This is a genomic window from Streptosporangium sp. H13245 (assembly GCF_055690525.1).
This window is the reverse complement of the sequence record NZ_JBSZKT010000001.1, coordinates 193,756-219,226: the sequence shown is the minus strand read 5'-3', so window position 1 is coordinate 219,226 and position 25,471 is coordinate 193,756. Positions and strand designations below refer to the sequence as shown.

Here is a 25,471-nt window from a genome sequence, read left to right as displayed (position 1 = left end):
GTCGCGCGGCCCCGATAGGGTCGGGCAGCGTGAGCGACCCATTGGCTGTCATCGCGGGAATGCCCGGAGTGTCCGAGGCGGTCACCGACGCGCGCAAGGCCGTCGACCGGCTCTACGGGCACCGCGTGCTGCGGCGTAAGAGCCCGGAGGTGTCGGCCAGGTCCGCGCTGCGCGGCGCCCGCGCGTCAGCCGCCCTGGAGGGCGTGGACGTGCCCCTCGACGTCATCCCCGAGGTCACCGATCCCGTGGTGCAGGGCGCGCTGCGCGTCTCGGCCGAGCTGGGACGGCTTGGCGCGACCTGGCGCGCGGCGCCCCGGCAGGTGCTGGCCAGGCTGCACACGCTCGCCGCCTCGGGGCTCACCGGAGGCGCGGGAGACCTCGGCCGCCCCAGGGCCACCGTCGCGGCGCCCGACCCGCTCGGCCTGGGGGCCGCACCCGGACCGCAGGAGGCGGTGGCGCGGGTGGACGGGCTGGTCCAGCTGGTGACGGCCTCCTCGAAGGCCCCCGCGCTGGTGCTCGCGGCCGTCGTACACGCGGAACTGGCCGTGCTGCGCCCGTTCGGTACGGCGGACGGGGTGGTCGCGCGGGCGGCGGAACGGCTGACGCTGGTGGAGTTCGGCCTCGACCCGAAGTCGCTGGTGGCCGTCGAGGTGGGGCACCTCGAACTCGGCCCCGCCTACGGGGAGGGGTTGCGGTCGTACCTGAGCGGCACCCCCGAGGGCGTCGCCGCCTGGGTGCGGCACTGCGCGTCGGCGGTCACGCTGGGCGTGCGCGAGGCCACGGCGATCTGCGAGGCCATGCAGCGCGGCTGACCTCGGGCGGGTCTTTGGCCGGGCCCGTGAGCGACGGTGAGCCGCACGACTGATTACCGAGCGTCACCGATTACGGACATCCGGAGGGGTCGCCCTCACGTACCGACGGCGCCCCTGGTGTGGGGCGCCGTCGCCGACACGTCCCGACCGAGTTACCAAGCGTGCACCTGATAATCGCTGGAGCGGGGCAAGCCCGCCACAGCGCGCCTCCCGCGGCTGGCGGCGCGTGGGTACTCGGCGGCCGTGCCCGGACAACTGGTCCGTGAAACCTTTGTACGTCCGATCCGCCCTGATGGGAACCCCCGGGGGCAAGTCCTTTACAGATCGGGGGACATTAATGGGCGAATCCCCTCTTATGCCGTTTTATCCTTCGCGGGCCCGGTCGGTGTGGTGTCCGGCGGGCGGTACGGGGTCTCGACGGTGCTCACTGAGCGTCACTGTCGTTCGTCCGTGCGTGGCGCGCGTCTCGGTGGAACCGCGTCCGGAGACTGGACCGTTGCATTAAAAAAACTCGTGGAAATCAAGGATTACTCCTCGACGAAACTTGAGTTGATCGGGCAGCATGAGGTGGTATCTCCCCGAACCGGAGTAACTGCGCATGGGTTGCAACGCGATCCTCCTGCCGTGCTCCGGTTGCTTGCTGAAGGCTTTCTTCTGAAACGGGACCGGCTCTACCCCCCCAGAGCCGGACCGGTTGGCGACCCCCGCTCTCCCCCCCGGCGGGGGTCGCCCCTTTTTTGCCGACTGCCTGCTGCTCAGGCTTTCTTCCGCCTGGCGGGTCGGTCTCTCTGACGCGGTTCTGCGGCGGGTACGGCTTTCTCGGCTTCGAAGGTACGGATCCTCGACGTCAGGGTTCCTTCGGTTTCCCGGGTTCCTCGGGTTTTTCGGCCTCCGGGTTTCCTCGGCTCCTCGGTGGTACGCCCTCGGCGTGACGCTTACCGGGTGTAATCATGCGTGGCCGGGGTCTGGTGTGTTCGGAACCTGCGGCTGCGCGCGAACCTCGCTTCTCGCCTGATCACCTGGGATCATCTGGCCTCACGCGGTCTCGCCCGGTTTCACACGTTCTCATCCGATCTGGTCCGGCCTTGTCCGCGCCGGTCCGGCTCCTCCCATGCTGATGAACCCCATGCATGGAGCCGTACACGGATGTCCAGACCCCTGGTTTTCCACAGGCCGGGACGTCGGGCGGCCGGTTATCCACAGTGCGGCGTTCGGTTTCCCGGGGAGGGGCGGCCGTCACGGAAAGTGGGGTCCCCGCACCCCAGGGAGGCATCCGTGGACCGCCCGCTGGTCATCACCGAAGACCACGATCTGCTCGACGACCTGCTCCGTGTCGCCGCCGCCGCCGGAGCCGAGCTCGATGTCGCCCACGTGCCCGCGCACGCCCGGCCCTACTGGAACCGCGCCCCGCTGGTCGTCGTCGGGGGCGACGTGGCCGACGCCCTGGCCGCGACCGGACCGCCATCTCGCTCCCGCGTCTTCCTGGCCACCCGTACCTCCGAGGATCCCGACACCTGGCGCAAGTGCGTCGCGGTCGGCGCCCAGGGGGTGCTGGAGTTGCCCGCCGCGGAGCGGCAGCTGGTCGACGAGTTCGCCGACGCCGTCGAGCCGCCCGCGAGACCCGGATCCGTGGTGTGTGTCGCGGGCGGGCGGGGAGGAGCGGGAGCCAGCGTCCTGGCGGGTTCGCTGGCGCTGGCCGCGTCCCGGCAGCGCGTCCGCACCCTCCTGGTCGACGCCGACCCGCTCGGCGGAGGTCTGGACCTCCTGCTCGGCCAGGAGGAGTCCGACGGAGCGCGCTGGTCCGACCTGGTCGCCCGCGAGGGCAGGGTCAGCTACACCGCGCTCCAGGCGGCCCTGCCGACCTTCGCCGGGCTGACGTTGCTCTCCTTTCATCGGGGCGAGGTCGACCCGATCCCGGCCGAGGCGATGCGCTCGGTTCTTGAGGCGGGCCGCAGGGGCTTCGACCTGGTCGTCGTCGACCTGCCGCGCCACCTCGACCAGGCGGCGGCGGAGGCGCTGGGACGAGCCGCCACGACCCTTCTGGTCGTCACCGCCGACGTGCGCGGCGTGCTCGCCGCGGCCCAGGTGCTCACCGGGCTGCGCGGGCACACGGGTGAGGTGCGGGCCGTCGTGCGCAGCGGGGCCCTGAGCGACGAGGTGGTGGCGACCTCGCTCGGCATCCCGTACGGCGGCAGCCTTCCCGACCAGCCTCGTCTCGCCGCCGCACTCGACCGGGGAGACGTTCCCCCGCTCGGCCGCCGCACCTCTCTCGGGCGGTTCTGCGCGGAGTTCCTGCACGAGCTGTTCGGGCCGGACGCGTGAAGCGGGCCGAGGGCGCCGTGACGGTCTCGCCGGAGCTGGTGGAGGCGGTCCGCGTACGACTGGCCCGGACGGGTGTCGAGCCCAGCGCCGCGCACGTCGCGGTCGCGCTGCGGGCCGAGCGGGCGATGCTTGGCGACGCGGAGATCCTGGCGGTGGCCCGGGTCCTGTGCGCGGATCTCATCGGAGCCGGTCCGCTGGAGCCGTTGCTGGCCGAGGCCGAGGTCACCGACGTGCTGGTGAACGGCCCGCGCGAGGTGTGGGTCGACGACGGAGGCGGGTTGCGCCTGACCTCGGTCGTCTTCCCTGGCGAAGACGCTCTCCGGCGGCTGGCGCAGCGTCTCGCCGCCACGGCGGGCAGGCGCCTCGACGACGCGTGCCCGTACGTCGACGCCCGCCTCGCCGGAGGCGTCCGGCTCCACGCCGTTCTTCCGCCGGTGGCGCCCAACGGCACGTGCCTCTCCCTGCGGCTCCCGCCCAGACGCACCTTCACTCTTCCCGACCTGGTCGAGGCGGGTGCGATCAGGGCCGACAGCGTCGCCGTTCTCACCGCGGTGATCGAGTCGAGGCTCGCCTTCCTGGTCACGGGCGGCACGGGTACGGGCAAGACGACCCTGCTCTCCGCCCTGCTCTCCCTCGCCCATCCCGGTGAGCGGCTGCTGCTGGTCGAGGACTCCGCGGAGCTGAGACCGCTTCACCCCCACGTTGTCCGCCTGGAGTCGCGCCCGGCCAACCTTGAGGGCGCGGGCGGCGTCGGCCTGCGCGACCTCGTCCGCCAGGCCCTGCGGATGCGTCCCGACCGGCTCGTCATCGGAGAGGTCCGAGGAGCCGAAGTAGTCGATCTTCTAAACGCGCTGAACACCGGTCACGAGGGAGGTTGCGGCACCCTGCACGCCAACACCGCGGCCGACGTGCCACCTCGCCTGGAAGCGCTGGGATGCGCGGCGGGTCTCAGCCGGGAGGCGGTCCACAGCCAGATCGCCGCGGCCCTGGACGTCGTCATCCACCTGGCTCGCGACCGTGCCGACGGCCGTCGCCGGGTCGCCGAGCTCTGCATGATGATCCGCCGCCCCTCGGGGCTGGTCGAGGCCGAATCGGCCCTCACCTTCGACCCGGACGGCCGGGTGACCCCCGGCCCCGGCCTACCGGCCCTCGCGGCCCGAGCACCCGGCGTCCACACCTCGCCGACTCTCGGCCGTGGGCATCACGTCCCACCCCGTCCGCCGCAGTCGTACGAGTTCCCCGGAGCATCCCGATTCCCCGGAGCGTCCTCACCGGTCACTTCCTCCGGCGGCGTCCCCTACCGTGATGCCACCTCCCCGCTTCCCGGCGGCCCACCGCCGGATGTCCGAGACCCTCCACGTCCGCGAGAGTTTTCTCCCGGCGCCGCGGATTCGTGTCCAGTGGTGTCCTCGTCCCATCACCGCCGGGAGCCACAACCGGACGTTACGGGTCGTCCGGGCTTCGACGAGCCGACGTCACGGCCGACGTCGTGGTCGATGCCACGGATGCCACAACCGATGTCACGGCCGGTGTCGTGATGGCGATCGCCCTGGTTCTCGCCGCTCTGGCGGCGTGGTTGTGGGCGGGAGCGGACCCCGGCACCGCCCGCCTGCGCGGGATGAGACGCCGCCGTCCGGTCGCGCCGGGGTCTCTCCGCGAAAGGTTCACCGCCCGGGCACGGCCTTCCAAACGCGCGGACGCCTGGCGGACCGCGTCGATCGAGCTGTGTCAGGGACTCGCCGCCGAGCTGGCGGCGGGGCGGACGGCGGGCGAGGCGCTGGCGCGGGCCGTGGGGGCGGCGGGGTTTCCCGATCCCATGGCCCTGCGCCCGCTGGTCGCGGCCGCGAGGGACGGGGGCGACGTCCCCGCCGCCCTGCTGGCCGTGGCACCCGAACACGGAGGTGAGGCGTTCCGGGGACTGGCCGCCTGCTGGAAGGCGAGCGTGACCGCCGGGGCGGGACTGGCCGTTCTCGTCGATCGTGTCGCCGGTTCCCTGCGGGAGGCCCAGGCTCATCGTCACGACGTCACCGCCCAGCTCGCCGGTCCGCGCGCCACGGCCCGGCTGCTGGCGGGTCTACCCGTGCTTGGTCTGCTGATGGCGGCCGGTCTCGGTATGCGCCCGCTGCACTTCCTGTTCGGCAGCCCGGCGGGCGTCGGCTGCCTGGTCGTCGGCCTCGCGCTCGACGCCTGTGGGCTGTGGTGGACCCACCGTCTGGTCACTCGTGCCCAGCGGGTCTGAGCGCCGTTCTGAGCGCCGTGTGGATCGTGTGGAGAGGAGAGACCGTGATCGTCCTGCTGGCCGTGGTGCTCGCCGGAATCGCCGGTCGGTTGTGGAGCACCCGGAGACCACCCGCCGATCGGCTCCACCGCGTGTGGCGCTCACCCGACCCGGCCAGGCTCCCTGGGACGCGGCAGGAAAAGGAGGGGCGACGACCGGGGCGGGGCGAGTTCGCGACCGCTCTCGCCTCGGGGCTGGCGGTGTTCCTGGCCGTGGGCGGCCTGCCTGGAGCGGTCGCGGGCGTCGCCGGTTTCTGGATCACGCTGGTGATCCTGCGGAGGCGGGAACCGCCCGAACTACGTGAGGAACGTCGGCGGGTGACGGCGGACCTGCCGTTGGCGGCCGACCTCATGGTCGCCTGCCTGCGCGCCGGCCAGCCGCTCACCGGGGCCATCGACGTCACGGTGGAGGCGGTCGGCGGGCCGCTGGGCGAGAGACTGGCCTGGGTGAGCGGCCAGCTGAGGCTGGGAGCCGCTCCGGAGAGTGCCTGGCGGGCTCTGGCCGACGAGTACGCGCTCGCCCCTCTGGCCCGAGCCATGAGCCGGGCCGCGCTGAGTGGTGCACCGGTGGCCGATGTCCTCGCGAGGCTGTCCGACGACTCCCGCCGTGCCGCTCGTGCCGCGTCGTCGGCGGCTGCCCAGCGGGTCGGGATCCAGGCCGTCGCTCCCCTGGGGTTGTGTTTTCTGCCCGCCTTCGTCTTCCTGGGGATCATTCCCGTCGTGGCCGGTCTCGCCGGTGAGGTACTGCTTCCCTGAGTTATCCACAGGGTTTTCCCCGTCGCCAACGGGTTATCCACAGAAAAACGACGATCCCTGTGGATAGACCCTCGGAGATTTCCCCATCGAGGGCCTGAAGGGGCTCCCTTCCATCGAAGGGAGCCTTTTCATGCTTTCCGGGGCCATTCTCTGCTTTCCGGCTGTGGACAACCCGAGGGTTTTCCACAGAATGCGGTTCGGGCCAATGGCTCCTCGGGCGTATGGAGAACCCTGGCGTGACCGATGCCGGGCGGTGGGTCCGGTGGAGATCTCCAGGAGGAGCAGATGGCTCGAACGAGTGCTGTTTACGCGCGGCGCGATTGGTCACGGTGGCTGCGCGCCCGATGGGTGCTGCTGACCACCGGCGCGCATCGCGACCGAGGCATGTCCACCGCGGAGTACGCGGTCGGAACGATCGCCGCCTGTGCTTTCGCCGCCCTTCTCTTCAAGGTGGTGACGAGTTCCGACGTTCAACAGATGATCACAGCTCTGATCAATCGGGCACTCACCGTGGCCGGATGATCCTCCCGGCGTCGGTGATCTCTTCCCGCCGGTTCGGCTCTCGCCGGTCCAGGGGGTCGGTGACCGCGGAGACGGCTGCGGCGCTGCCCGCCCTCATGGTCGTTCTGGGAGCCGGGCTGTGGGCCGTGGCGGCGGTCGAGGCGCAGCTGGAGTGCGTGGACGCCGCGCGGGCCGGGGCCCGGGCCGCCTCGCGCGGCGAATCACTTGAGCGGGTCCGAGGTGGCGTGCTGTCCGTGGCTCCGGCGGGCGCCGTGGTCGCGGTGACCCGGAGCGCGGAGGTGGCACGGGTGGAGGTGTCCGTGAACGTCAGGCCCCGCTGGGGCGCCTCGCTCCCCGGCGTGACCGTTCACGCGACCGCCGTCTCCATCACCGAGCCGGGGCTGGAGCGGTAGGGCCATGGCTCGTGACCGGTCTCGCGGGGCCCGCGACCACGCCATATCGAGGGCTCGTCGTGCCGGACAGCGGCGAACGGCTCGTGCTCTGGGCTCGCGGGGCCCCACAGCCACGGTCACAGCTACCGGCCGTGCCTGTGGCGGCGCGGGTCATGCGCCGACCGGGAGACACGGGCGACCAGGCCAGGGGACGACCAGGGGACGAGGAGAGAAGACGGCCATGACACGGCGAGCAGTCGGTACGGGAACGAGTGGAGGGGGCGGCACGGAAACGAGGAGGGAGATCGATACGGGCCGGAAGAGGAGCCGTAAAAGGAGCCTGAAGAGGAAAAGCGGGACGGGTGAGAGGGAGGTCCGCACGGACAGGACGAGGGAAGGCGGGACGGGTAAGAGGGAGGTCCGCACGGACGAGGTCTGCACGGACAAGGAAGAGGTCTGTGCGGACAAGAGGATATGTACGGACAAGAAAGAGATCTGCACGGACAAGAGGATCTGCGCGGACAAGAGGATCTGCACGGGCAAGAGGAGCGAAAGTGGGACGGGAAGGGAGAACGCACAGCGGGGATCGGCGACGATCTGGACGGTCGGGCTCATGGCGCTGGTCTTCGCGATCGCGACGGCGGTCGTGTTCGCGGGCATGGCCAGGGTCGCGCGCCACCGGGCGCAGAGTGCCGCCGACCTGAGCGCGCTCGCCGCGGCCCGGCTGGCCTTCGCGGATCCGGGCCGAAGCTGCCTGAGGGCCTCCTCGCTCGCCGCGGACAACGGGGCCAGGGTCACCCGCTGTTCTCTCGGCGATGGTGGCATCGCGGACATCGAGGTGGCCATGGAGATCTCGCTCCCCCTGAAAGGGCCGGTGGCGATCACCTCCAGGGCGCGTGCGGGGCCCGTTCACATCGATGATCCCGGCCCCTGACCGCGGGCTGAGGAAAGCAGCCGGGAAGGGCTCATCCGCCGTCCGTCACGTCGGTGGCTCTCCCGGCTGTCACATCCGCGGTGTCCTGGGAGAGCAGGACGGCGAGAAGCCGGAGGGCTCCGGCCTTGTCGAGGGGTTCGTTGCCGTTGCCGCACTTGGGAGACTGGATGCACGACGGGCAGCCGCGTTCGCACTCGCAGGAGGCGATGGCCTCGCGGGTGGCCGTGAGCCAGTCGCGCGCGCGGGCGTAGCCACGCTCGGCGAAACCGGCACCTCCCTCGTGGCCGTCGTAGACGAAGACGGTGAGCAGCCCGGTGTCGGGGTGGAGTTCGGTGGAGACACCTCCGATGTCCCAGCGGTCGCAGGTCGCGAAGAGCGGCAGCAGGCCGATGGAGGCGTGTTCGGCCGCGTGCGCGGCGCCGCCGAGGTCCAGGCCCTCCTCGGCCAGGGGGATGATCGCCGAGGTGGGCAGCGTCCACCAGACGGCGCGGGTCCGCAGCGTGCGCGGGGGCAGGTCGAGGGGCTCGTCCCCCATGAGCTCGCCGCTCTGGGCCCGGCGCTTGAGGTAGGCCACGACCTGGCTCGTCACCTCGACCGCGCCGAAATGGAGCTCTCCCTGCCCGAGGGGGTGCGAGCGAAGGGACTCGATGACCGAGATGTCGGTGACATCCCTGGCGAAGGTCGTGTAGTCGGGAGTCCCGGCCTCGACCAGCGCGACCCCCGACTCCAGGTCGAGCTCGGCCACCAGGAACGTCTCCCCCTGGTGCACGTAGACGGCGCCGGTGTGCACGGCCGAGTGAGCCGAGGGCTCGTCCACGGTGCCGAGCAGCCGGCCGGTGGACATCTCGACGACCTGGACGGGCGCGGCGCCCGCCCCCCGGATGTCGGCGAGGTCGGTGGCGCGTCCCCGGCTGGTCCAGAACCAGCCCGCGGCGCGTTCCCTGAGCAGGCCGTCCCCGACCAGATCCGCGAGCACCTCCTTGGTGGTCGGGCCGAAGATGTCCAGTTCGTCGTGGGTGAGCGGGATCTCGGCCGCCGCCGCGCACAGGTGGGGCCCCAGCACGTACGGATTGCCGGGGTCGAGCACGATCGTCTCCACGGGACGGCCGAACAGGGCTTCCGGGTGGTGGACGAGGTAGGTGTCCAGGGGGTCGTCCCTGGCGATCAGCACCGCCAGCGCGTCCTGGCCGTCCCGTCCGGCCCTCCCCGCCTGCTGCCAGAGGGAGGCGCGGGTTCCCGGCCACCCCGCGATGAGCACGGCGTCCAGCCCGGAGACGTCGACCCCGAGTTCCAGCGCGTTGGTCGTCGCCAGGCCGAGCAGCTCGCCGGAGCGCAGGGACCTCTCCAAACTCCGGCGGTCTTCGGCCAGATATCCCGCCCGGTAGGCCGCCACCTTGCCGGGCAGGTCCGCGGGCGCCTCCCCGTCGACGACGAGGTCCTGGAGCCTGGCCCGCGTGGTGAGGGCCACGGTCTCGGCGGCCCGGCGGGAGCGGACGAAGGCCAGGGTCCGCACGTCGGAGGCGACGAGGTCGGCCAGGAGATCCGCGCTCTCGGCGGTCGCGGGGCGGCGGACAGGGGCGCCGCCCTCGCCGCGCAGATCGGTCAGGGGTGGCTCCCACAGCGCGAAGGTGGTCGCGCCCCGGGGAGAGGCGTCCGTGGTCACCTCGGCCATCTGGAGGCCCGTCAGGCGCCTCGCGAAGATCCCGGGCTCGTTGGCCGTCGCCGAGGAGAGCAGGAACGTCGGGCTGGAGCCGTAGCGTGCGCAGATCCGGCGCAGGCGGCGCAGGATCTGCGCGACATGGGAGCCGAACACGCCCCGGTAGCCGTGGCACTCGTCCACGACGACCATCCGGAGCCGCCGCCAGAAGAGCGACCACTGGGCGTGACGGGGCAGCAGGCCGCGGTGGAGCATGTCCGGGTTGGTGAGGACGTAGTTGGCGTGCTTGCGTACCCAGGCCCTCTCCTCGAAGGAGGTGTCACCGTCGTAGGTGGCGGCCCGGAGGCCGGGAGGGTCGAGCTCGCGCAACGCGCGGAGCTGGTCGGCGGCGAGTGCCTTGCTGGGCGACAGATAGAGGACCGTGCCGCCGTCGAGCGTCGAGGAGAGCGCCGGGACCAGGTAAGAGAGGGACTTGCCCGACGCCGTCCCCGTGGAGATGATCACGTTTTGGCCACGGTGAACCAGGTCCGCGGCCTCGGCCTGATGTGGCCACAGGCCGGAAATACCGAGGTTCGCCCAGCGCGTAACCAGCCGCTGGTCGACCCAGTCCGGCCATCGGGTCTCACCGGCCTGACGTGCGGGAACGTGTTCCACGTGGGTCACGCGCTCCCGACGTGCGGGAACATCGAGGAGGCGGCTGAGGGCGGTGCCCGCTCTGAGGGGCGAGGATGAGGGCGGGGTCACTGGTTTCCAGTCTCACATCTGTGGGCAGAGTCGCCGGGAATCGTGATTTCGTATAGACACTGAGCGTACGCATGGTTGAATGCCGCGCGTCGGGGCTTGTCGTCCGGGGGTCATCCGGTCTCAGGAAGGCATGCTCGAATCGGTACTTTCGCAGGCAAGGCGCTGGAGGATCTGTGGATCTGAAGTTGGACCACCATTCCGAGGACCGTCTCACCATCGTTGAGGTCGAGGGTGAGATCGATGTCTACACCGCGCCCAGATTGCGTGAGCTCCTGATCGACCTGGTCAACAAGGGGAATTTCCACCTGCTCGTCAACATGGAGAAGGTCGACTTCCTTGACTCCACGGGCCTTGGTGTCCTGGTCGGCGGGCTCAAGCGAGTTAGGGCGCACGATGGCTCACTGGAGCTTGTCTGCACCCAGGAGCGCATCCTGAAGATTTTCCGGATCACCGGACTGACAAAGGTCTTCGGGATCTACGCCTCGGTCGACGAGGCCAAGGAAGCTCACGGTCGAGACAAATAGTCGTGGCTACCGTCGAGCTGACGTTCAGCGCTCTCCCCGCGCATGTGCGGACGGCACGCCTGGTCGCCACGGCCATCGCCAGGCGCACCGGCGTGCAGGAGTCGCTGCTGGACGAGGTAAGGCTCGCTGTCGGTGAGGCATGCTCGCGGGCTGTGGAGGCACATCGCCTCCACTGTCCGGGAGAGCCGATCCGGATCGAGCTACGTGATGACTTGGGGCGTTTCGAGGTGACGGTCACCGACTCCGCCCCCAGTGATAGTGACGAACTGGAGCATGATCGTGCCCTCCTTGGGTTCGACGATCCGTTCGGGCAGCTTCCCGATGACCTGATGGCCGGTTTCGGCATCGCGGTCATCGCGGGGCTGGCCGACGACGTTCAGGTCTACCCGAGCCAGAAGGGCATGTGTATTCGCATGAGCTGGCCGGCGGCGACGAACGGAATGTCTCCGGTCTGACAAGAAGACTTCGGCAGCCGGGCGTGTCCATGTGGACGCGCCCGGCTGTTCGTTGTGAGGGGCTGGGGAGGGCACGCGGCCGGGGGATCGTCGCCCATGGTGTCCACGCGGACATGCCCGGTTGCTGATCGGGAAAGGCCGCGGGGGACCGGGGAGGACAGGTCGGCCGGAGGGGGCCTCATGAAGGTGCCCGGCGCCGGTTGGCCATCGGCCGGAGGGCTCGCATGAAGGTGCCCGGTGGGTGGCCGTGGGCCGGGAGTCTCGCGTGAAACTGCCCGGCGATGGCTGACCGTCAGCCGAAGGGCGCACATGGACGTCCGGTGGTTGACTGTCGGACGGAAGGTCTCGCACGGAGTGGCCGTGGGTCGGAGGGGCCCCGCATGGAGGTGCCTGGTGGGTGGCCGTGAGCCGGGAGTCTCGCGTGAAACTGCCCGGCGGTGACTGCCTGTCAGCCGGAGGGCACACATGGACGCCCGGTGATTGGCTGTGGGCCGGAAGGTCTCGCATGGAGGTGGCCGTGGTTCGGAGAAGCCCACATGAAGATGCCCGGTGGGTGACCGTCAGCCGGAGGACCAAGCGTTACATCCGTGTGTACCTGCCCCGGCGGCGGGTGGTTGTCGGTCGTGGGATCACCCATGGCGTCCGCGTGGACGCGCCCGGCTGTTCCCCGAGGGGATTTCCATTTCGGCCAAAACTTAATTTTGATGTTTCTTGCCTGAAACTGGGCAGAAACAGGGTTCGTGGGACAGGTGTGACGGGTGAAATGACCTCATAAGCAGGTCGGTCGTCAGGAGACGCTGTTCGAGTTGCCAATTGGGCGTGGACAGAGGCTTCATATCCGCGTCGTCGCTGCGTAGACTCCCGGAACCGGCCAAGGTTTATCCTTCGGAGCGGCCCGCACGCGAGCCGCACTCCGTGGGGGTCTGCAACTGGAAGCGGCACTGCCAACCATCCCGGACGTGCGCCGCTTCAGCCTCCTAACACTCACCGCAGCGCACTCCGGGCAGGACGTGTTCCCGTCTTGCCAAGGAGAGTCGGATGTCTGTGCTCCATCTCGCCGCTGCAGAGCCAGCGGTATCCCTGAGTGGTTACCACTTCACCATCGTGATCGTGGTCGCCGTCGTCGCCCTGCTCGCACTCGCCGTCGCCGGCACGCTGGTGCGTGAGGTGCTGGCCGCCGACCAAGGCACCGAACGCATGCAGAACATCGCGAGAGCCGTCCAGGAAGGAGCTTCCGCGTACCTTACGCGGCAGTTCCGGACGCTCGCGTTGTTCGTCATTCTGATCCCGTTCCTGCTCTACCTCCTTCCTGCCGAGACGACCAGCGTGCGGATCGGCAGATCGGCGTTCTTCGTCGTCGGCGCGCTGTTCTCCGCGCTGACCGGATTCATCGGCATGTGGCTGGCGGTCCGCGGCAACGTCCGCGTCGCCGCCGCGGCCCGCGCGTCCGGTGAGAAGGTCGCCATGCGGATCGCCTTCCGCACCGGCGGCGTGGCCGGAATGATCACCGTTGGCCTCGGCCTCCTCGGCGCGGCCGTGGTGGTGATCACCTACGGGGGCGACGCCCCGGCCGTGCTGGAGGGCTTCGGCTTCGGCGCCGCGCTGCTCGCCATGTTCATGCGTGTCGGCGGAGGCATCTTCACCAAGGCCGCCGACGTCGGCGCCGACCTGGTCGGCAAGGTCGAACAGGGCATTCCCGAGGACGACCCGCGCAACGCCGCCACCATCGCCGACAACGTCGGTGACAACGTGGGTGACTGCGCGGGTATGGCCGCCGACCTGTTCGAGTCCTACGCGGTCATGCTCGTCGCCAGCCTGATCCTGGGCAAGGTGGCCTTCGGCGTCGAGGGACTGGTGTTCCCGCTGATCGTGCCCATGATCGGTGTGATCACGGCGATCATCGGCATCTTCGTCACCGCTCCGCGCGCGGGCGACCGCAACGCGATGGCCGCGATCAACCGGGGTTTCTTCATCTCGGCGGCCATCTCGGCGATCCTCGTCGCCGTCGCGGCCTACCTCTACCTGCCGGCCAGCTTCTCCGGGCTGACCGGTGTGAGCCCGGAGATCGCCGCGGTCACCTCCGACCCGCGCCTGATCGCGATCGGGGCGGTGCTCATCGGCCTGGTGCTGGCGAGCGCCATCCAGATCCTCACCGGCTACTTCACCGAGACGAACCGCCGCCCGGTGCGGGACATCGGCGAGAGCTCCCGTACGGGGCCCGCCACGGTCATCCTGTCCGGCATCAGCGTCGGCCTGGAGTCGGCGGTCTACTCCGCGCTGATCATCGGAGCGGCCGTCTACGGGGCCTTCCTGCTGGGCTTCGGCAACGTCACGATCGCGCTGTTCGCCGTGGCGCTGGCGGGCACCGGCCTGCTGACCACGGTCGGTGTGATCGTGTCGATGGACACCTTCGGCCCGGTCTCCGACAACGCCCAGGGCATCGCCGAGATGTCCGGTGACGTCGAGGGGGAGGGCGCCCAGGTGCTCACCTCGCTGGACGCCGTCGGCAACACCACCAAGGCGATCACCAAGGGCATCGCGATCGCCACCGCCGTGCTCGCCGCGACCGCGCTGTTCGGCGCGTTCCGTACGGCGGTCGAGACCCAGCTGGTCGGCGCGACCGACACCGTGAAGGCGGCGCTGGGCTCGTTCAGCAGGTTCAGCCTGAGCGTCGACTCCCCGAACGTGCTGGTCGGTCTGATCATCGGCGCCGCGGTGGTGTTCATGTTCTCCGGCCTGGCGATCATGGCGGTCGGCCGCGCGGCCGGGCGGGTGGTCTTCGAGGTACGCGAGCAGTTCCGTACCAAGCCGGGGATCATGGCGGGGACGGAGCTGCCCGACTACGGCAGGGTCGTCGACATCTGCACCCGCGACTCGCTGCGGGAGCTGGCCACGCCCGGCCTGCTGGCCGTGCTGACCCCGATCGCCGTCGGTTTCGCCCTCGGGTACGCCCCGCTGGGCGCGTTCCTGGCCGGTGCCATCGCGTGCGGCACGCTCATGGCGGTGTTCCTGGCCAACTCCGGTGGTGCCTGGGACAACGCCAAGAAGCTGGTCGAGGACGGCCACCACGGCGGCAAGGGTTCGCCGGCCCACGAGGCCACCATCATCGGTGACACCGTCGGTGACCCGTTCAAGGACACCGCCGGACCGGCGATCAACCCGCTCCTCAAGGTGATGAACCTCGTGGCGCTGCTGATCGCCCCGGCCGTGGTGACCTACGCCGACAACCCCGCGGTGCGCATCGGCATCACGGTGCTGGCGGTGGGCATCGTCGTCGCCGCGGTCGTCATCTCCAAGCGTCGTTCGGCGAGCATCACCCCGACGGAGGAGAGCAACTCCGACCGGGAGCCGGAGCCGGTCTCCAGCTGAGCAATGTTTGACGAAGGGGTGCACGGGCCGCGTGCACCCCTTCGGCGTGTGCGGACCACCCCAGTGGGAAACTGGCCGGTATGGAACAGCAGCCCTCCGGAGGCAAGACACTCGTCCTCATCCTGCTGGCGATGGCCGCGGTGTTCGCGGTGATCGTGGGCCTGGCCGTGTGGGCGTCGCGATGACCGCGCGCACGCTCGTCGTCCTGCGCCACGCCAAGGCGGTTCACACCCCCGGCCTCGCCGACCGCGAGCGCCCCCTCACCGATGTCGGCGAGCGCGACGCCCTCAAGGTCGGCGCGGCCCTCGCCGGTATGGAGCTCGTCCCCGACCTGGTGCTCTGCTCGCCGTCGGTACGGACCAGGCAGACCGCCGACCTGGCACTCCCCGACGCGGACATCCTGCTCGAACCAGCCATATACGAGGCTTACTCCGACGAGCTGCTCACGCTGATCCGGCGGAGCGACCCCGAGGTGCGCACGCTGGTCCTGGTCGGCCACAACCCGGGGGTCCACGAGCTGGTCAGGCAGCTCACCGCCGTCGACGGCGACGCCGGATTCCCGCCCGGCGCGTTCGCCGTCATCGAGGTCGACGGCGAGTGGGCCGGGCTCGACACCGGTCGCGGGATCGCCCACTGGAACCCCAAGAAGCACTGAGCCCCGGGGAGACACGGGGAGCGCGATCGGGGGTGGCATGCGGGGGCTCATCGGCGCGCTGCGCGCCGACTTCCGGCTCTCCGGCCGTCCGGCCTGGGGCTACGGCCCGCTGTGCGCGCTGGTCATCTGCCTCCCCCTGATGCTCGGCGTCCTCCTCGGTCACCTCCAGGAGGGCGCCTCGGTGGCCCTGGGCGGCTATCTCACGTTCTTCGGCGACAGCCCGGGACAGCCGTACGGTGACCGGGTCCGCGGGTTGCTCGTCACCACGGCCACGATCACGCTCGGTGTCGGTCTCGGCGCGCTCGTCCAGCCGGGTCCCTGGCCGGTCGCCGTCGTGGTGGTCGGCCTGGTCGCGGCGGCGGGCGTCTACTGGCCGGCGCTGGGCACCCCCGCGGTGCTCTCCGTGACCCTGGCGTACTTCGCGCCCCCGGGTATGAGCGTGCCGCTCCACATGGCGGCCACGGCCGCCGGGGGCCTGCTGGCCGTGCTGCTGGTCGTGGCGATCTGGCCGGTACGGCGTCTCCGGCCGCTCCGCAGGGCCGTGGAGGAGGCCGGTACGGCGCTGGCCGACCTCCTGGCGGCCGGAGGAAGGGCGCCGCTCGCGGACGAGAGCTGGGAGCCGCTGCGCCACCGGGCGGTCACCGCGCTGAAGGACCTGGACAGGGCGCTGTCCCTCTACCGGATCTCCGCGGAGGACGACCGGTCGCCGGAGCGGTTACCGGCCACGCTGACCCGCGTCTTCCAGCAGACGATCGCGCTGCGCGTCCTGCGCGCGGCGGCCGTGGAGGCGGACATCGGGACGGAGTGGGTCCGGGAGCTGGACGAGGCGGTCGGGCTGCTGGCCCGCGCGCTGCGGGAGGCGGTGCTGCCCGGCGGCTCGCCGGAGGTCCCGTCGAAGGTCCCGGAGGCGCTGGCCGCCATCGGGCGGTTCGCCGACCGGGTGGACGAGGTCCGCGGAAGCGCCCGCGCGGGCGGTGCGCCGCTGCCCGCGGCCGTGCTGCTGGGGCAGATCCGCCGGGGTGTGGACCGGATCGCGATGGCGGTGCGCTCGGTGGCGCGGCAGGCCGCCGGGGGCGTCGAGGCGGGTCCTCGCCCGCCGAGGCTCGTACGGCCCCGCAGGCCGGAGGTCTCGGCCGGTCACCACCCGGTCCGGGTGGGGCTGGCGGTGATCACGGCCATGACGCTGATGACGCTGGTCCACGGGCACTACGCGAAGTGGTTCGTGGTGACCGTGGCGGTCAGCCTCCGCCCCGCCTACCGCGACACGGTGGAACGGGTGCTGCTGAGGGTGCTGGGCACGGCCGTGGGCGCGATGGCCGCCGCGGTGGTGCTGGCGGTCGCGCCGGGTCACCTGTACCTGACACTTTTCATCTCCGTCTGCGCGGCGCTGGGCTTCGCGTTGCGCGGGTCCGGCTATGGATATTGGGCGATCTTCTCCACGCCGCTCTCGCTGATGCTGTCCGACTTCTCCCTGCCGCTCAACTGGGGCGCGGCGGCGGCCAGGGTGGGGCTCACGGTCGCGGGCGGCGCGCTGGCGCTGCTCTTCGCCCGGCTGCTGTGGCCCAGGGGGCACCGGGCCCGGCTGACCGCCGGGATCGCGGAGATGCTCGACAGCCACGCCGCCCTGGTGCGGTCGCTGATCGACCGGGATCCCGCCGAGACGGACACCCGGGGCTTCGCCGCGGCGGATGCCGCCGGGCGGCTCGCCGACTCCCTGGACCGGCTGGACAAGGAGCCGGGCGGCAGCGCGCCCCGGCGGCTCAGGGAGTCGCTGACGGCGGCCAGGCGGCTGCGGGACAACGCGCTCGCCCTGCTGGCGGTGCCGCCGCCCGAGGAGGGGGCGGGGCCCACGGTGACGGTCCTCGACCTCGTCGCCGACCGGCTGGAGAAGGTCGCCGAGGCGGTGAGGACGGAGGAGGCCGGGGTGCCGCCCGACGACCTCGACGCCGTGCTCGACGAGGTCGGCGCGCACGTGGACGCGCTGGCCGCCCGCCGCCTGGACGAGCTCGCCGGGCTGGCCGATCCGCGGGGGGACGCGGCCGACAGGATGACCGGCCTGCGCAGGCGCATCAGGCACGCCGCCGCCGCACAGCCCGCCCTGCGGGGCCTCGGCGCCGAAGCCGTACGGCTCGCCTCTCTCACCACCCCGAGAAGCCGGTAGCTCGCCACTCCGGGGGGTAGCGGTTCACCATCCCGAGAGGGTGGTGACTCACCGCCCTGAGGGGGGCGGTGGTCACCATCCTGAAAGAGCGGTGCCCCCCGAAAGGGCGATGACTACCTGAAAGGGCAGTGACCCCCGAAAGGGCGGGATCCCCGAAAGAGCGGTGCTCCCCTGAAGGTGACCACCTGAAAGGGCGGTGCCCCACATGCCGGGAGGCCGGTGGCTCAACGCCGCGAAGAACCGGTGGCCGTGATCGTCCGCGGGCCCGGAACGGAGCCGGTGGTCGCGATCGTTCGCGGGCCCGGAACGGTCAACGGTCGGCGGCGGTGACGCCGTCCTCGGCGTCGGCGTCCTCCACCTCGGCGCGGGGGATGCCCAGCAGGTAGAGGATCGAGTCGAGGTAGGGCACGTTGACCGCGGTGTCGGCGGCGCGGCGGACCACCGGCTTGGCGTTGAACGCGATGCCGAGACCGGCCGCCGCGATCATGTCCAGGTCGTTGGCGCCGTCGCCGATGGCCACGGTCTGGCTGATCGGGATCCCCGCCTCGCGGGCGAAGCGCTCCAGCGCCCGCGCCTTGCCCGGCCGGTCGACGATCTCTCCGACGACCCGCCCGGTCAGCACGCCGTCGACGACCTCCAGGGTGTTGGCCGCGGAGTAGTCGATCCCGAGGTCCGTCACGAGGGCGTCGGTGAGCTGCGTGAATCCGCCGCTGACGATCGCGAACCGGTAGTCGAGCCGCTTGAGCGTCCGCACCAGCGTCCGGGCGCCGGGAGTCAGCACGAGCTCCTTGCGTACCTTCTCGAAGACCTCCTCCGAGAGGCCCTCAAGCAGTGCGACCCGGAGGCGCAGCGACTCGGCGAAGTCGAGCTCGCCGCGCATCGCCTCCTCGGTGACCCTGGCGACCTCCTCCAGGCAGCCCGCGTGCGCCGCCAGCAGCTCGATCACCTCGGCCTGGATGAGCGTCGAGTCGACGTCCATCACGATCAGGCGCTTCGCCCTGCGGTGCAGGCCGGTCCGCTGCACGGCCACGTCGACCTGCTGGGCGTGCGCCTCGACGGCGAGCTCGGCCCTGAGGGTGTCGGGGTCGGCGCCGGAGAGGGACAGCTCGATGCAGGTCACCGGGTAGCTGGACAGGCGCTCGATCCGGTCGATGTTGGCACCGGCCGCGGCGATCCGCCCCGCGATGCCCGCCATGGCGGCGGGCTGCAGCGGCGAGCCGAGCACGGTGACGTCGAGCCGCCCCCTGCGCCGCTTCTCCTTCGGGTCGGAGCCGGTGGACAGCTCCACCTGCAGTCCGAGATCCTCCGCGGTCCGTTCGACGGCGGTCCAGAGGGCCCCGAGGGTGCCGCCGGTGCCGGTCGGTGTGTCGCCCGCGTACGAGACGAGGACGCCGAGGGTGAGCCGGCCGCGGATGACGACCTGCTCCACGTCGGCGACGATGACGGGGAAGCCGGCCAGGACCGAGAAGAGGCGTGAGGTCACACCGGGTCGGTCGGGGCCGTTCAACGTGATCAGAAGCGTGCGCTGGTTCATCGGTTCCTACGGTACTTGGCTCCGGATTGGACCGTGAATGCGGTTCATCATCCGGACGCCTGGAGTTCGCGGGGCTCTCTGGTCCCGTGTCACCTGCGACTGTCTTCATGAACTCATGACGACCCTTCCCATGGAGCCGCGCCTCGCCCGCTACAGCGTCGGGCTGGCCGCCACCGCCGCCGAGATGCGTGAGGCCCAGCGCCTGCGCCACCGCGTCTTCTCCGAGGAGATGGGCGCCCGGCTGGACAGCCCCATCACCGGCCTGGACGTCGATCCGCTCGACGCCTACTGCGATCACCTTCTGGTGAGGTGCGACGACACGGGTGAGGTCGTCGGGACCTACCGGCTGCTCGGCCCCCGCCGGTCCGATCGCCTCTACTCCGACTCCGAGTTCGACCTTGGCGCGCTGGCCGGTATCCGGGGGAACATGGTCGAGGCCGGCAGGGCCTGCGTGCACCCGAGCCATCGGGGCGGCGCGGTGCTCAGCCTGATGTGGGCGGGAATCGCCCGCTACATGGTGGCCGGGGGGTACGAATGGCTGGCCGGGTGCTGCTCGGTGCCGGTGGCCGACGCCGCCGGGATCATGGAGCGGGTGCCGCTCTCCCCGCCGGGCTACCGCGTCACGCCGTACCACCCCTGGCGGGTCGCCCCGGTCTCCGCCTCTCCTTCCCCGCGCCGGAAGGGCGATTCGGCCTCCTTGATCTCTCCGGCCCCCTCGTCCGGGTCCGTTCCGGCACCCCCGATCGGCTCCGGGTCCGTCCCGGCCCTCCCGGCCGTCTCCGGGGTCGCTTCGGTACCGCAGATCGGCTCCGGAGCCGTGCCGTCGCAGCGGGAGGACGCCTCGGAGCGTACGGCCGCCACGAGGCAGGGACAGCCGCCGCTGCCGCCGTTGCTGCGCGGGTACATGCGGCTGGGCGCCTGGGTCTGCGGCCCGCCCGCCCACGATCTCGACTTCGGCACCGCCGACTTCTTCGTGCTGCTCTCGATGGCCGAGGCCGACCCCCGCTACCTGCGGTACTTCCTGGGAGCCACATCGTGAACCCGTGGGTACCGGTGGCGCCGTGCACACCCGCCACCTGCCTGTTCCCGCCGGGATCGAGGGCCGCGGTGCCGCGCAGGGTACTGCGGCTGGCGGCGGCCGGGCTGGTCGTCCTGGTGGGCGTGGCACTCGTGCTCGCGGCCCGCGGGTTCGGTACGGCGGGCAGGATCCGGCTGACGAGCGCCTGGTCCAGGTTGGTGCTGCGGGCCGTCGGCGTACGGGTCGAGGTGCGGCAGGGGTTCGCGTTCATGGCCGGTTCGGTCTCCGGGCACTGTCCGATCGCCGACGGGCCGTCCGGGGCCGCTCCGCTGGTCGTGGCGAACCACGTGTCGTGGCTGGACCCGCTCGTCATGGCGGCGGTCCTGCCGTGCCGCGTGCTCGCCAAGCAGGAGGTCCGGGCCTGGCCGGTGATCGGCCTGCTGGCGGCGGGCGCGGGCGCGCTGTTCATCGACAGGGACCGGCTCTTCGCGCTGCCCAAGGCTGTCGACGATGTGGCCGAGGCGCTCGCCGACGGTCATCCGGTGGGGGCCTTCCCCGAGGGGACGACCTGGTGCGGGCGCGGGATGGGCTCCTTCAGGCCCGCCGTGTTCCAGGCGGCCCTGGACGCCGGGGCCCCGGTCAGGCCGGTGGCGATCAGGTATCTGGAGGGGGAGGACACCCTGGCCGGTGGGTCCGCCTTTGTCGGCGACGACCTCCTGTGGGCCTCGATCCGCCGCGTGGTGGCCGTCCGGCGGCTGACGGTGGAGGTGACGATGCTGCCTCTCGTACGGGGACGCGACCGCGGGGAGCTCGCCTGGGCGGCAGAGTCGTCCGTCGCGTCGGTGCTGGTCGCCGGGGTCGCGCACGGACTCCCCGTCGCCGCCTGAATCGGGTGGCGGGCCGTCTTCATCGGGGAGCGGTCCCGCCTTCGAGCCGGTCCCGCGTCCCGGCCACGGCTGGAACGTCCCGGCTGTGTCCAGAGCGCCCCGGCTGTGTCCAGAGCGCCCCGGTTGTGTTCAGAGCGCCCCGGTTGTTTCCAGACGTCCCGGTTGTGTCCAGAGCGTCCCGGCCGCTTGTAGAGCGTTTCGGCTGTGTTTAGAGCGTTTCGATCCCGGTCAGGCCGACTTCTGAGCGGTCAGGCCGAGCCCAGGTAGGTGATGACGGCCGCCACCCGCCGGTGGGTGTCGGGGCTGTTCTCCAGGGCCAGCTTCATGAAGATCGAGTTGACGTGCTTCTCGATCGCGGAGACCGACAGGTGCAGAGCGCGGGCGATGCCCCCGTTGGACAGGCCGTGCGCCATCTCCCTGAGCACGTCCAGCTCCCTGGGCGTCAGCTCCGCGGGCGGAGGACCTCCGCGTACCCCGCGCTTGGCCAGCAGGCCCTCCACCACCTTGGGGTCGATCACCGAGCCGCCCCCGGCCACCGACCTGATCGCGCCGAGCAGCTCGTCGATGTCACCGACCCGGTCCTTGAGCAGGTACGCGCGGCCCTCGGTGCCGTCCCTGAACAGGTCCAGGGCGAACAGCGCGTCGGAGAACTGGGAGAGCACCACGACCCCGATGTCCTGTGAGGCGCGGATGCGGTGCGCCGCGTCGATGCCCTCCATCCCCGGGCGGACGAGATCGGCCGAGCCCGGCATCCGGATGTCGGTGACCACCACGTCGGGGCGCAGCCGTTTGGCGGCGTCGAGCAGCTCGTCCGCGGTGCCCACGGCGGCCACCACCTCGATCTCCCCGGAGGTCTCCAGGAGCCTGCGGGTGCCCTCGCGTACCAGGTAGTGGTCCTCGGCCAGGACGACTCTCAGTTCAGCCATGGATCGCACACCGCCCGGAACTCGCCATGGGGAGATACTGCCCGGTACGCGGGCGCCGTGCCTATGAGGTTGCCCGCACCGTTGCTGTCGCCGGGGCCGTTCGCGGGCGGGGGCGGGAAGCGCGAAAAGTCCCCGAGTGCGAGAAACAGGGAAGCGTGAAAAGGCGGAGGCCCCGGCCTGTGGCAGGACGGGGCCTCTCGAAAAGCGGGGTCAGCGCGTGATCGCGGTCTTGACCTTCTTCACGAAGTACCAGTGCTTGATGCCCATGCGCTCCAGCTCGTCCCTGGAGAGGGTTTCGGCGCCGGTCGGGAAGTCGTAGCTGTCGACGCCGAGGATGGCCTGGGCGGTCCGGCCCGACTTCTTGCCGAGCTTCACCGTGATCGCCATGGTCTCGTAGTCGCCGACCTTCACGAGGTAGGGGCTCCAGCACCAGAACCCGTCTTCGTAGTTGTCACATTCGGTGCCCTTGGAAGCGGCGATCGCGGTGATCTTCGCGCCCTTGGGTAGCAGGCCGCCCACATAGAAGTAGTCGGCGTCGTAAGGGCCTTTGTTAACGGCCTTGATCTTGTAGGTGATCTTTCCGTTCGCCTTGACCTTCTTCGGCGCGGATACGGTGACCGCGAAGGTGGAGTAAGGCTCCGCCTTGACGGCCACCGCCGGTGCCTGCGCCGAGGCGGCCGACGCGGGGGCGGCGAGAAGCATGCCGCCGGCCAGCGGGGCGACCAGAGCAAGAGCGACGATCCTGGAGATCGGGTGGCGCATCAAACGTCTCCCAGCTGAAGAGTCAAGGGGACGCTGGAACGTCCCATAAAGTCCGCAGCGTTTTATCACAGACATAGATGTAAAGAGAAATTATATTTTGTTACGTGATTTGAATGGAGCCGTTCGACGCGACGCCGTACCGGACGGCACGGATCGCGCGCGGGCCCGTCCCGCACGTCCCGCGCCGTTACCGCCGAGGGCGTTTCCGAGTGCGCTAATTTCCATTACTTTCGGTGATCGCCCCTGGTCGGCAGGTGGCGCGCGCGAGATAAACGGCTAGCGGAGGACCCGGGTTTTCACCCGCACGTACTTGACGTCGGTGCCGAGGTCGATGCCGTCGATGTTGAGGGTGTCCAGCCCGCCCGCGGGGACGTCGATCGAGACCGAGCCGAAATCGGCGGTCGCGGTGCCCCGGGCGCTGTTCCTCAGCCAGACCCTGACCTTGAGGGTGGCCGTCCTGCCGGGGTTCAGGGTGTCGAGCAGGCAGCCCACCTCGCGCCCCGAGACCTCGCAGTACGAGCCGGAGGGCTTGCCGATGACGCGGACCTTGGAGACCTGCGAGGGAAGGTGGCCGCCGACGTAGGCGATGTCGGTGTACCACTCGCCGGTGTTCTTGATTTTGAGCGTGTAGACGTACGAGTCGCCCGCCCGGGCCCTGCGCGGGTAGGAAACGGTCGTTTTCAGCGGCGCGAGCGGCGGGGCGGTGACTCCCCGCGGCGCGGCGGTCTGGGGAGCCGCGGCGTTCGCGGTCCCGGGGGTGAGCAGCATGCCTCCCGCCAGGGTGATGGCGGCGAGGGCGGTCAGGTGCCGGCGCATTTCTTGGCTCCAGTCGGATTTCGTCGATCCCCGTTGAATACCGGTCAGCATGCGAGACCCGACTTGGAAAACCCTTGTGACTGACTGGCCCGCTAGCCGGTGATCAGGTGGACGTCGCCGAACTCGTGCCAGAGGTAGCCCTCTCCGAGCGCCTCCGCGTACGACCGCGAGAGCAGGTCGCGTCCGGCGATCGCCGACAGCATCAGCAGGTGGCTGGAGCGTGGCTCGTGCAATCCGGTGAGCAGGCCGTTCACCGCCCGCACCCCGACCTCGGGGGTCACGATGTGCGAGGTCCAGCCGCCCTCGGCCCGGACCCGGCCGGTGGCCAGCGCGGCCGTCTCCAGCGCCCTGACCACGGTCGTGCCGACCGCGATCACCCGGCCGCCGGACTCGCGGGCGAGCTCCACCTGCCGCGCGGTGGCCTCGGGCACCTCGAACCGCTCCGGATACGGCGGCTCGTCCTTCTCGGGGGACGCCACCCCCGTGTGCAGGGTGATCGGCGCGATCCCGACCCCGCGCGACACCAGGGAGGTCACCAGCCCGGTGGTGAACGGCCGTCCCGCGCTGGGCATCTCCGCGCTGCCCGGCCGCACCCCGAACACGGTCTGGTAGTCGGCCAGCGGCCAGTCCCTGTCCACGTACGAGTAGCGGATCGGCACGCCGTACCGGCGGAGGTAGCCGGTGACCTCGCGGTCCAGGGTCGCCCGCCACAGGCGCGGCGTCTCGCGCCCCAGCAGCCGCAGCGTCGCCCCGCCCGGCAACGGCAGCCACTCCCCGTCCGTGCAGCCCCGATAGGGCTCACCGGCGGCCTCCGCGCCCTCCGGGCCTCCGGAGGCCCGGCGCCGGCGTAGCTCGACCAGCCAGGTCCCGTCCTCACGCTCGGTGGAGAAGTGCACCGCGAGCCGGTCGAGCCGGACGGCGGCGGGGAGCGTACCGGAGTTGTTGACCACCAGCAGGTCGCCGGGGCCCAGCAGGCCGGGAAGCTCAGCGAACGTGTGATGGCCGACCTCTCCGGTGCCCCGGTCGGAGACCAGCAGGCGCACCCCGTCACGGGCCAGCCCGCGGGCCTCCGGCGGCTCGTGCGCCTCCAGCTCGCGCGGGAGCACGAAGTCCGCGGCCATGGCGTCCGCCACGGGCGCGCTCACGACCCCTCCCCGCACGTCCGTGTTCCCATACGTCCTCCTCGTTACTTCTGGTTTGGTGAACCGCCCGCTCATTCGTGCCTCACGCGGCCGCTGGCCGGGCGGTCGGCGATCAGCCGCCGCAGGGTGGGCACGACGGTCTCCGGGCCCGGGGCCTCCGCCGCCTCCCCGGCGCCGACCGCGTCGGCGAGCATGGCGGTGGACATCTCACCCGGATCGACCCACCAGACCGCGACGTCCGGCTCCTCGACGGCCAGTACGTGGGAGAGCTGCTCCAGGGCCGCCTTGGTCGCGCCGTAGCCGCCCCAGCCCTCGTACGCCTCCACCGCCGCGTCGGAGGAGATGTTCACGATCGCGCCGCGCCGCTCCCTGAGCCCGCGCAGGTTCGCCTGGATCAGCGCCAGCGGGGCCAGGACGTTGGCCCGGAACAGTTCCTCAAGCGTGTCGACCGGATATCCGGCCAGCGGCGGCAGCGGGACCGCGCCCAGCCCCGACGCGTTGTTGACCAGCAGGTCCAGCCCGCCGTGTTCCCGTACGGCCAGCGCCAGCCGGTCCCGGTGCGCGGGGTCGGCGACGTCTCCGGCCAGGGCGAGGGCGCCGAGCTCGTCCGCCGCGGATCGCAGCGCCTCCTCGCCCCGCGCGGTGAGGATGAGCCGCCAGCCGTCGGCGGCGAGGGAGCGGGCCAGTGCCAGGCCGAGGCCACGGGAGGCGCCGGTGATGAGTGCGGTCTTCGTCATGCCTCGACGCTAGGAGCCGCGCGCCCGCCGCACATCGGCCGCCGGACCGGGCCCGACGTGGGCTGATGGGCCTAGGACCGATGGCGTACG

At 71.1% G+C, this 25,471-nt stretch carries 21 protein-coding genes and 1 pseudogene; 15 read left to right on the top strand and 7 right to left on the bottom strand.

What is annotated here, in order from left to right:
- The first annotated feature begins 29 nt into the window (after positions 1–29).
- The 8 genes and pseudogenes from ACW9TB_RS01050 (at position 30) to ACW9TB_RS01015 (ending at position 7,994) form a co-directional block, all read left to right on the top strand.
- Entirely contained in the window at positions 30–812 is a 783-nt protein-coding gene (locus ACW9TB_RS01050) for a Fic family protein (RefSeq protein WP_472745985.1), read from the top strand.
- Between the two features lie 1,275 nt (positions 813–2,087).
- Positions 2,088–3,134, top strand: a complete 1,047-nt coding sequence (gene ssd, locus ACW9TB_RS01045) for a septum site-determining protein Ssd (protein ID WP_472745984.1) — start codon at positions 2,088–2,090, stop codon at positions 3,132–3,134.
- A pseudogene (locus ACW9TB_RS01040) lies at positions 3,131–4,294 on the top strand (TadA family conjugal transfer-associated ATPase); the annotation flags it as partial. The gene ssd and the pseudogene ACW9TB_RS01040, both read left to right, overlap by 4 nt.
- Positions 4,295–4,671: 377 nt before the next feature.
- Positions 4,672–5,373, top strand: a complete 702-nt coding sequence (locus ACW9TB_RS01035) for a type II secretion system F family protein (RefSeq protein ID WP_472745983.1) — start codon at positions 4,672–4,674, stop codon at positions 5,371–5,373.
- Positions 5,374–5,417: 44 nt separating this feature from the next.
- Complete coding sequence (locus ACW9TB_RS01030; RefSeq protein ID WP_472745982.1) at positions 5,418–6,167, top strand: type II secretion system F family protein; 750 nt, start codon at positions 5,418–5,420, stop codon at positions 6,165–6,167.
- Positions 6,168–6,452: 285 nt separating this feature from the next.
- Positions 6,453–6,689, top strand: coding sequence for a DUF4244 domain-containing protein (locus tag ACW9TB_RS01025; RefSeq protein WP_472745981.1), 237 nt, complete (start codon positions 6,453–6,455; stop codon positions 6,687–6,689).
- Between the two features lie 59 nt (positions 6,690–6,748).
- Positions 6,749–7,081 (top strand): TadE family type IV pilus minor pilin, encoded by a 333-nt coding sequence (locus ACW9TB_RS01020; protein WP_472745980.1) that lies wholly within the window; start codon positions 6,749–6,751, stop codon positions 7,079–7,081.
- A 220-nt stretch (positions 7,082–7,301) separates the two neighbouring features.
- Positions 7,302–7,994 carry an Rv3654c family TadE-like protein gene (locus ACW9TB_RS01015; protein ID WP_472745979.1) on the top strand — a complete coding sequence of 231 codons (693 nt, stop codon included), beginning with the start codon at positions 7,302–7,304 and terminating at the stop codon, positions 7,992–7,994.
- A 31-nt stretch (positions 7,995–8,025) separates the two neighbouring features.
- Here ACW9TB_RS01015 and ACW9TB_RS01010 read toward each other — a convergent pair whose 3' ends face one another.
- Complete coding sequence (locus ACW9TB_RS01010; protein ID WP_472745978.1) at positions 8,026–10,314, bottom strand: DEAD/DEAH box helicase; 2,289 nt, start codon at positions 10,312–10,314, stop codon at positions 8,026–8,028.
- A 254-nt stretch (positions 10,315–10,568) separates the two neighbouring features.
- On the opposite strand from ACW9TB_RS01010, the gene ACW9TB_RS01005 reads away from it, so the two are divergent.
- The 5 genes from ACW9TB_RS01005 to ACW9TB_RS00985 all read left to right on the top strand — a co-directional run bounded on the left by ACW9TB_RS01005 (position 10,569) and on the right by ACW9TB_RS00985 (position 17,559).
- Positions 10,569–10,919, top strand: coding sequence for an STAS domain-containing protein (locus tag ACW9TB_RS01005; RefSeq protein ID WP_030916965.1), 351 nt, complete (start codon positions 10,569–10,571; stop codon positions 10,917–10,919).
- Between the two features lie 2 nt (positions 10,920–10,921).
- Positions 10,922–11,374 (top strand): ATP-binding protein, encoded by a 453-nt coding sequence (locus ACW9TB_RS01000; RefSeq protein ID WP_329088933.1) that lies wholly within the window; start codon positions 10,922–10,924, stop codon positions 11,372–11,374.
- 1,038 nt (positions 11,375–12,412) lie between these two features.
- Positions 12,413–14,743 (top strand): sodium-translocating pyrophosphatase, encoded by a 2,331-nt coding sequence (locus ACW9TB_RS00995; RefSeq protein ID WP_472745977.1) that lies wholly within the window; start codon positions 12,413–12,415, stop codon positions 14,741–14,743.
- 181 nt (positions 14,744–14,924) lie between these two features.
- Positions 14,925–15,398, top strand: coding sequence for a SixA phosphatase family protein (locus ACW9TB_RS00990; protein ID WP_472745976.1), 474 nt, complete (start codon positions 14,925–14,927; stop codon positions 15,396–15,398).
- Between the two features lie 37 nt (positions 15,399–15,435).
- Positions 15,436–17,559 carry an FUSC family protein gene (locus ACW9TB_RS00985; RefSeq protein ID WP_472745975.1) on the top strand — a complete coding sequence of 708 codons (2,124 nt, stop codon included), beginning with the start codon at positions 15,436–15,438 and terminating at the stop codon, positions 17,557–17,559.
- A gap of 310 nt (positions 17,560–17,869) precedes the next feature.
- Here ACW9TB_RS00985 and serB read toward each other — a convergent pair whose 3' ends face one another.
- A complete protein-coding gene (serB, locus tag ACW9TB_RS00980) occupies positions 17,870–19,093 on the bottom strand; it encodes a phosphoserine phosphatase SerB (RefSeq protein WP_472745974.1) in 1,224 nt (407 codons plus the stop codon).
- Positions 19,094–19,208: 115 nt separating this feature from the next.
- Between serB and ACW9TB_RS00975 the strand changes: the two genes are divergently transcribed.
- Positions 19,209–20,132, top strand: coding sequence for a GNAT family N-acetyltransferase (locus tag ACW9TB_RS00975; protein WP_472745973.1), 924 nt, complete (start codon positions 19,209–19,211; stop codon positions 20,130–20,132).
- The gene (locus ACW9TB_RS00970) at positions 20,129–20,998 is read left to right on the top strand and encodes a lysophospholipid acyltransferase family protein (RefSeq protein WP_472745972.1); all 870 of its coding nucleotides are present in this window, start codon (positions 20,129–20,131) and stop codon (positions 20,996–20,998) included. The genes ACW9TB_RS00975 and ACW9TB_RS00970 overlap by 4 nt, the downstream gene beginning before the upstream one ends.
- Before the next feature lie 248 nt (positions 20,999–21,246).
- Here the strand turns inward: ACW9TB_RS00970 and ACW9TB_RS00965 are convergent, their stop codons facing one another.
- The 5 genes from ACW9TB_RS00965 to ACW9TB_RS00945 all read right to left on the bottom strand — a co-directional run bounded on the left by ACW9TB_RS00965 (position 21,247) and on the right by ACW9TB_RS00945 (position 25,381).
- Complete coding sequence (locus ACW9TB_RS00965) at positions 21,247–21,924, bottom strand: response regulator (RefSeq protein WP_472745971.1); 678 nt, start codon at positions 21,922–21,924, stop codon at positions 21,247–21,249.
- 210 nt (positions 21,925–22,134) lie between these two features.
- Positions 22,135–22,686, bottom strand: coding sequence for a hypothetical protein (locus tag ACW9TB_RS00960; protein ID WP_472745970.1), 552 nt, complete (start codon positions 22,684–22,686; stop codon positions 22,135–22,137).
- Positions 22,687–22,962: 276 nt separating this feature from the next.
- The gene (locus tag ACW9TB_RS00955) at positions 22,963–23,502 is read right to left on the bottom strand and encodes a hypothetical protein (RefSeq protein ID WP_472745969.1); all 540 of its coding nucleotides are present in this window, start codon (positions 23,500–23,502) and stop codon (positions 22,963–22,965) included.
- Between the two features lie 92 nt (positions 23,503–23,594).
- A complete protein-coding gene (locus tag ACW9TB_RS00950) occupies positions 23,595–24,647 on the bottom strand; it encodes an S-adenosylmethionine:tRNA ribosyltransferase-isomerase (protein WP_472745968.1) in 1,053 nt (350 codons plus the stop codon).
- A 68-nt stretch (positions 24,648–24,715) separates the two neighbouring features.
- Positions 24,716–25,381: an SDR family NAD(P)-dependent oxidoreductase gene (locus ACW9TB_RS00945; protein WP_472745967.1), complete on the bottom strand. Its 666-nt coding sequence runs from the start codon at positions 25,379–25,381 to the stop codon at positions 24,716–24,718.
- Between the last annotated feature and the right edge of the window lie 90 nt (positions 25,382–25,471).

Excerpts from the sequence above, each read along its gene's own strand:
- ACW9TB_RS01035 (WP_472745983.1), top strand. The coding sequence starts at position 4,672 with ATGGCGATCGCCCTGGTTCTCGCCGCTCTGGCGGCGTGGTTGTGGGCG.
- ACW9TB_RS01025 (WP_472745981.1), top strand. The coding sequence starts at position 6,453 with ATGGCTCGAACGAGTGCTGTTTACGCGCGGCGCGATTGGTCACGGTGG.
- ACW9TB_RS01015 (WP_472745979.1), top strand. The coding sequence starts at position 7,302 with ATGACACGGCGAGCAGTCGGTACGGGAACGAGTGGAGGGGGCGGCACG.
- ACW9TB_RS00995 (WP_472745977.1), top strand. The coding sequence starts at position 12,413 with ATGTCTGTGCTCCATCTCGCCGCTGCAGAGCCAGCGGTATCCCTGAGT.
- ACW9TB_RS00990 (WP_472745976.1), top strand. The coding sequence starts at position 14,925 with ATGACCGCGCGCACGCTCGTCGTCCTGCGCCACGCCAAGGCGGTTCAC.
- ACW9TB_RS00985 (WP_472745975.1), top strand. The coding sequence starts at position 15,436 with ATGCGGGGGCTCATCGGCGCGCTGCGCGCCGACTTCCGGCTCTCCGGC.
- serB (WP_472745974.1), bottom strand. The coding sequence starts at position 19,093 with ATGAACCAGCGCACGCTTCTGATCACGTTGAACGGCCCCGACCGACCC.
- ACW9TB_RS00975 (WP_472745973.1), top strand. The coding sequence starts at position 19,209 with ATGACGACCCTTCCCATGGAGCCGCGCCTCGCCCGCTACAGCGTCGGG.
- ACW9TB_RS00965 (WP_472745971.1), bottom strand. The coding sequence starts at position 21,924 with ATGGCTGAACTGAGAGTCGTCCTGGCCGAGGACCACTACCTGGTACGC.
- ACW9TB_RS00960 (WP_472745970.1), bottom strand. The coding sequence starts at position 22,686 with ATGCGCCACCCGATCTCCAGGATCGTCGCTCTTGCTCTGGTCGCCCCG.
- ACW9TB_RS00955 (WP_472745969.1), bottom strand. The coding sequence starts at position 23,502 with ATGCGCCGGCACCTGACCGCCCTCGCCGCCATCACCCTGGCGGGAGGC.
- ACW9TB_RS00945 (WP_472745967.1), bottom strand. The coding sequence starts at position 25,381 with ATGACGAAGACCGCACTCATCACCGGCGCCTCCCGTGGCCTCGGCCTG.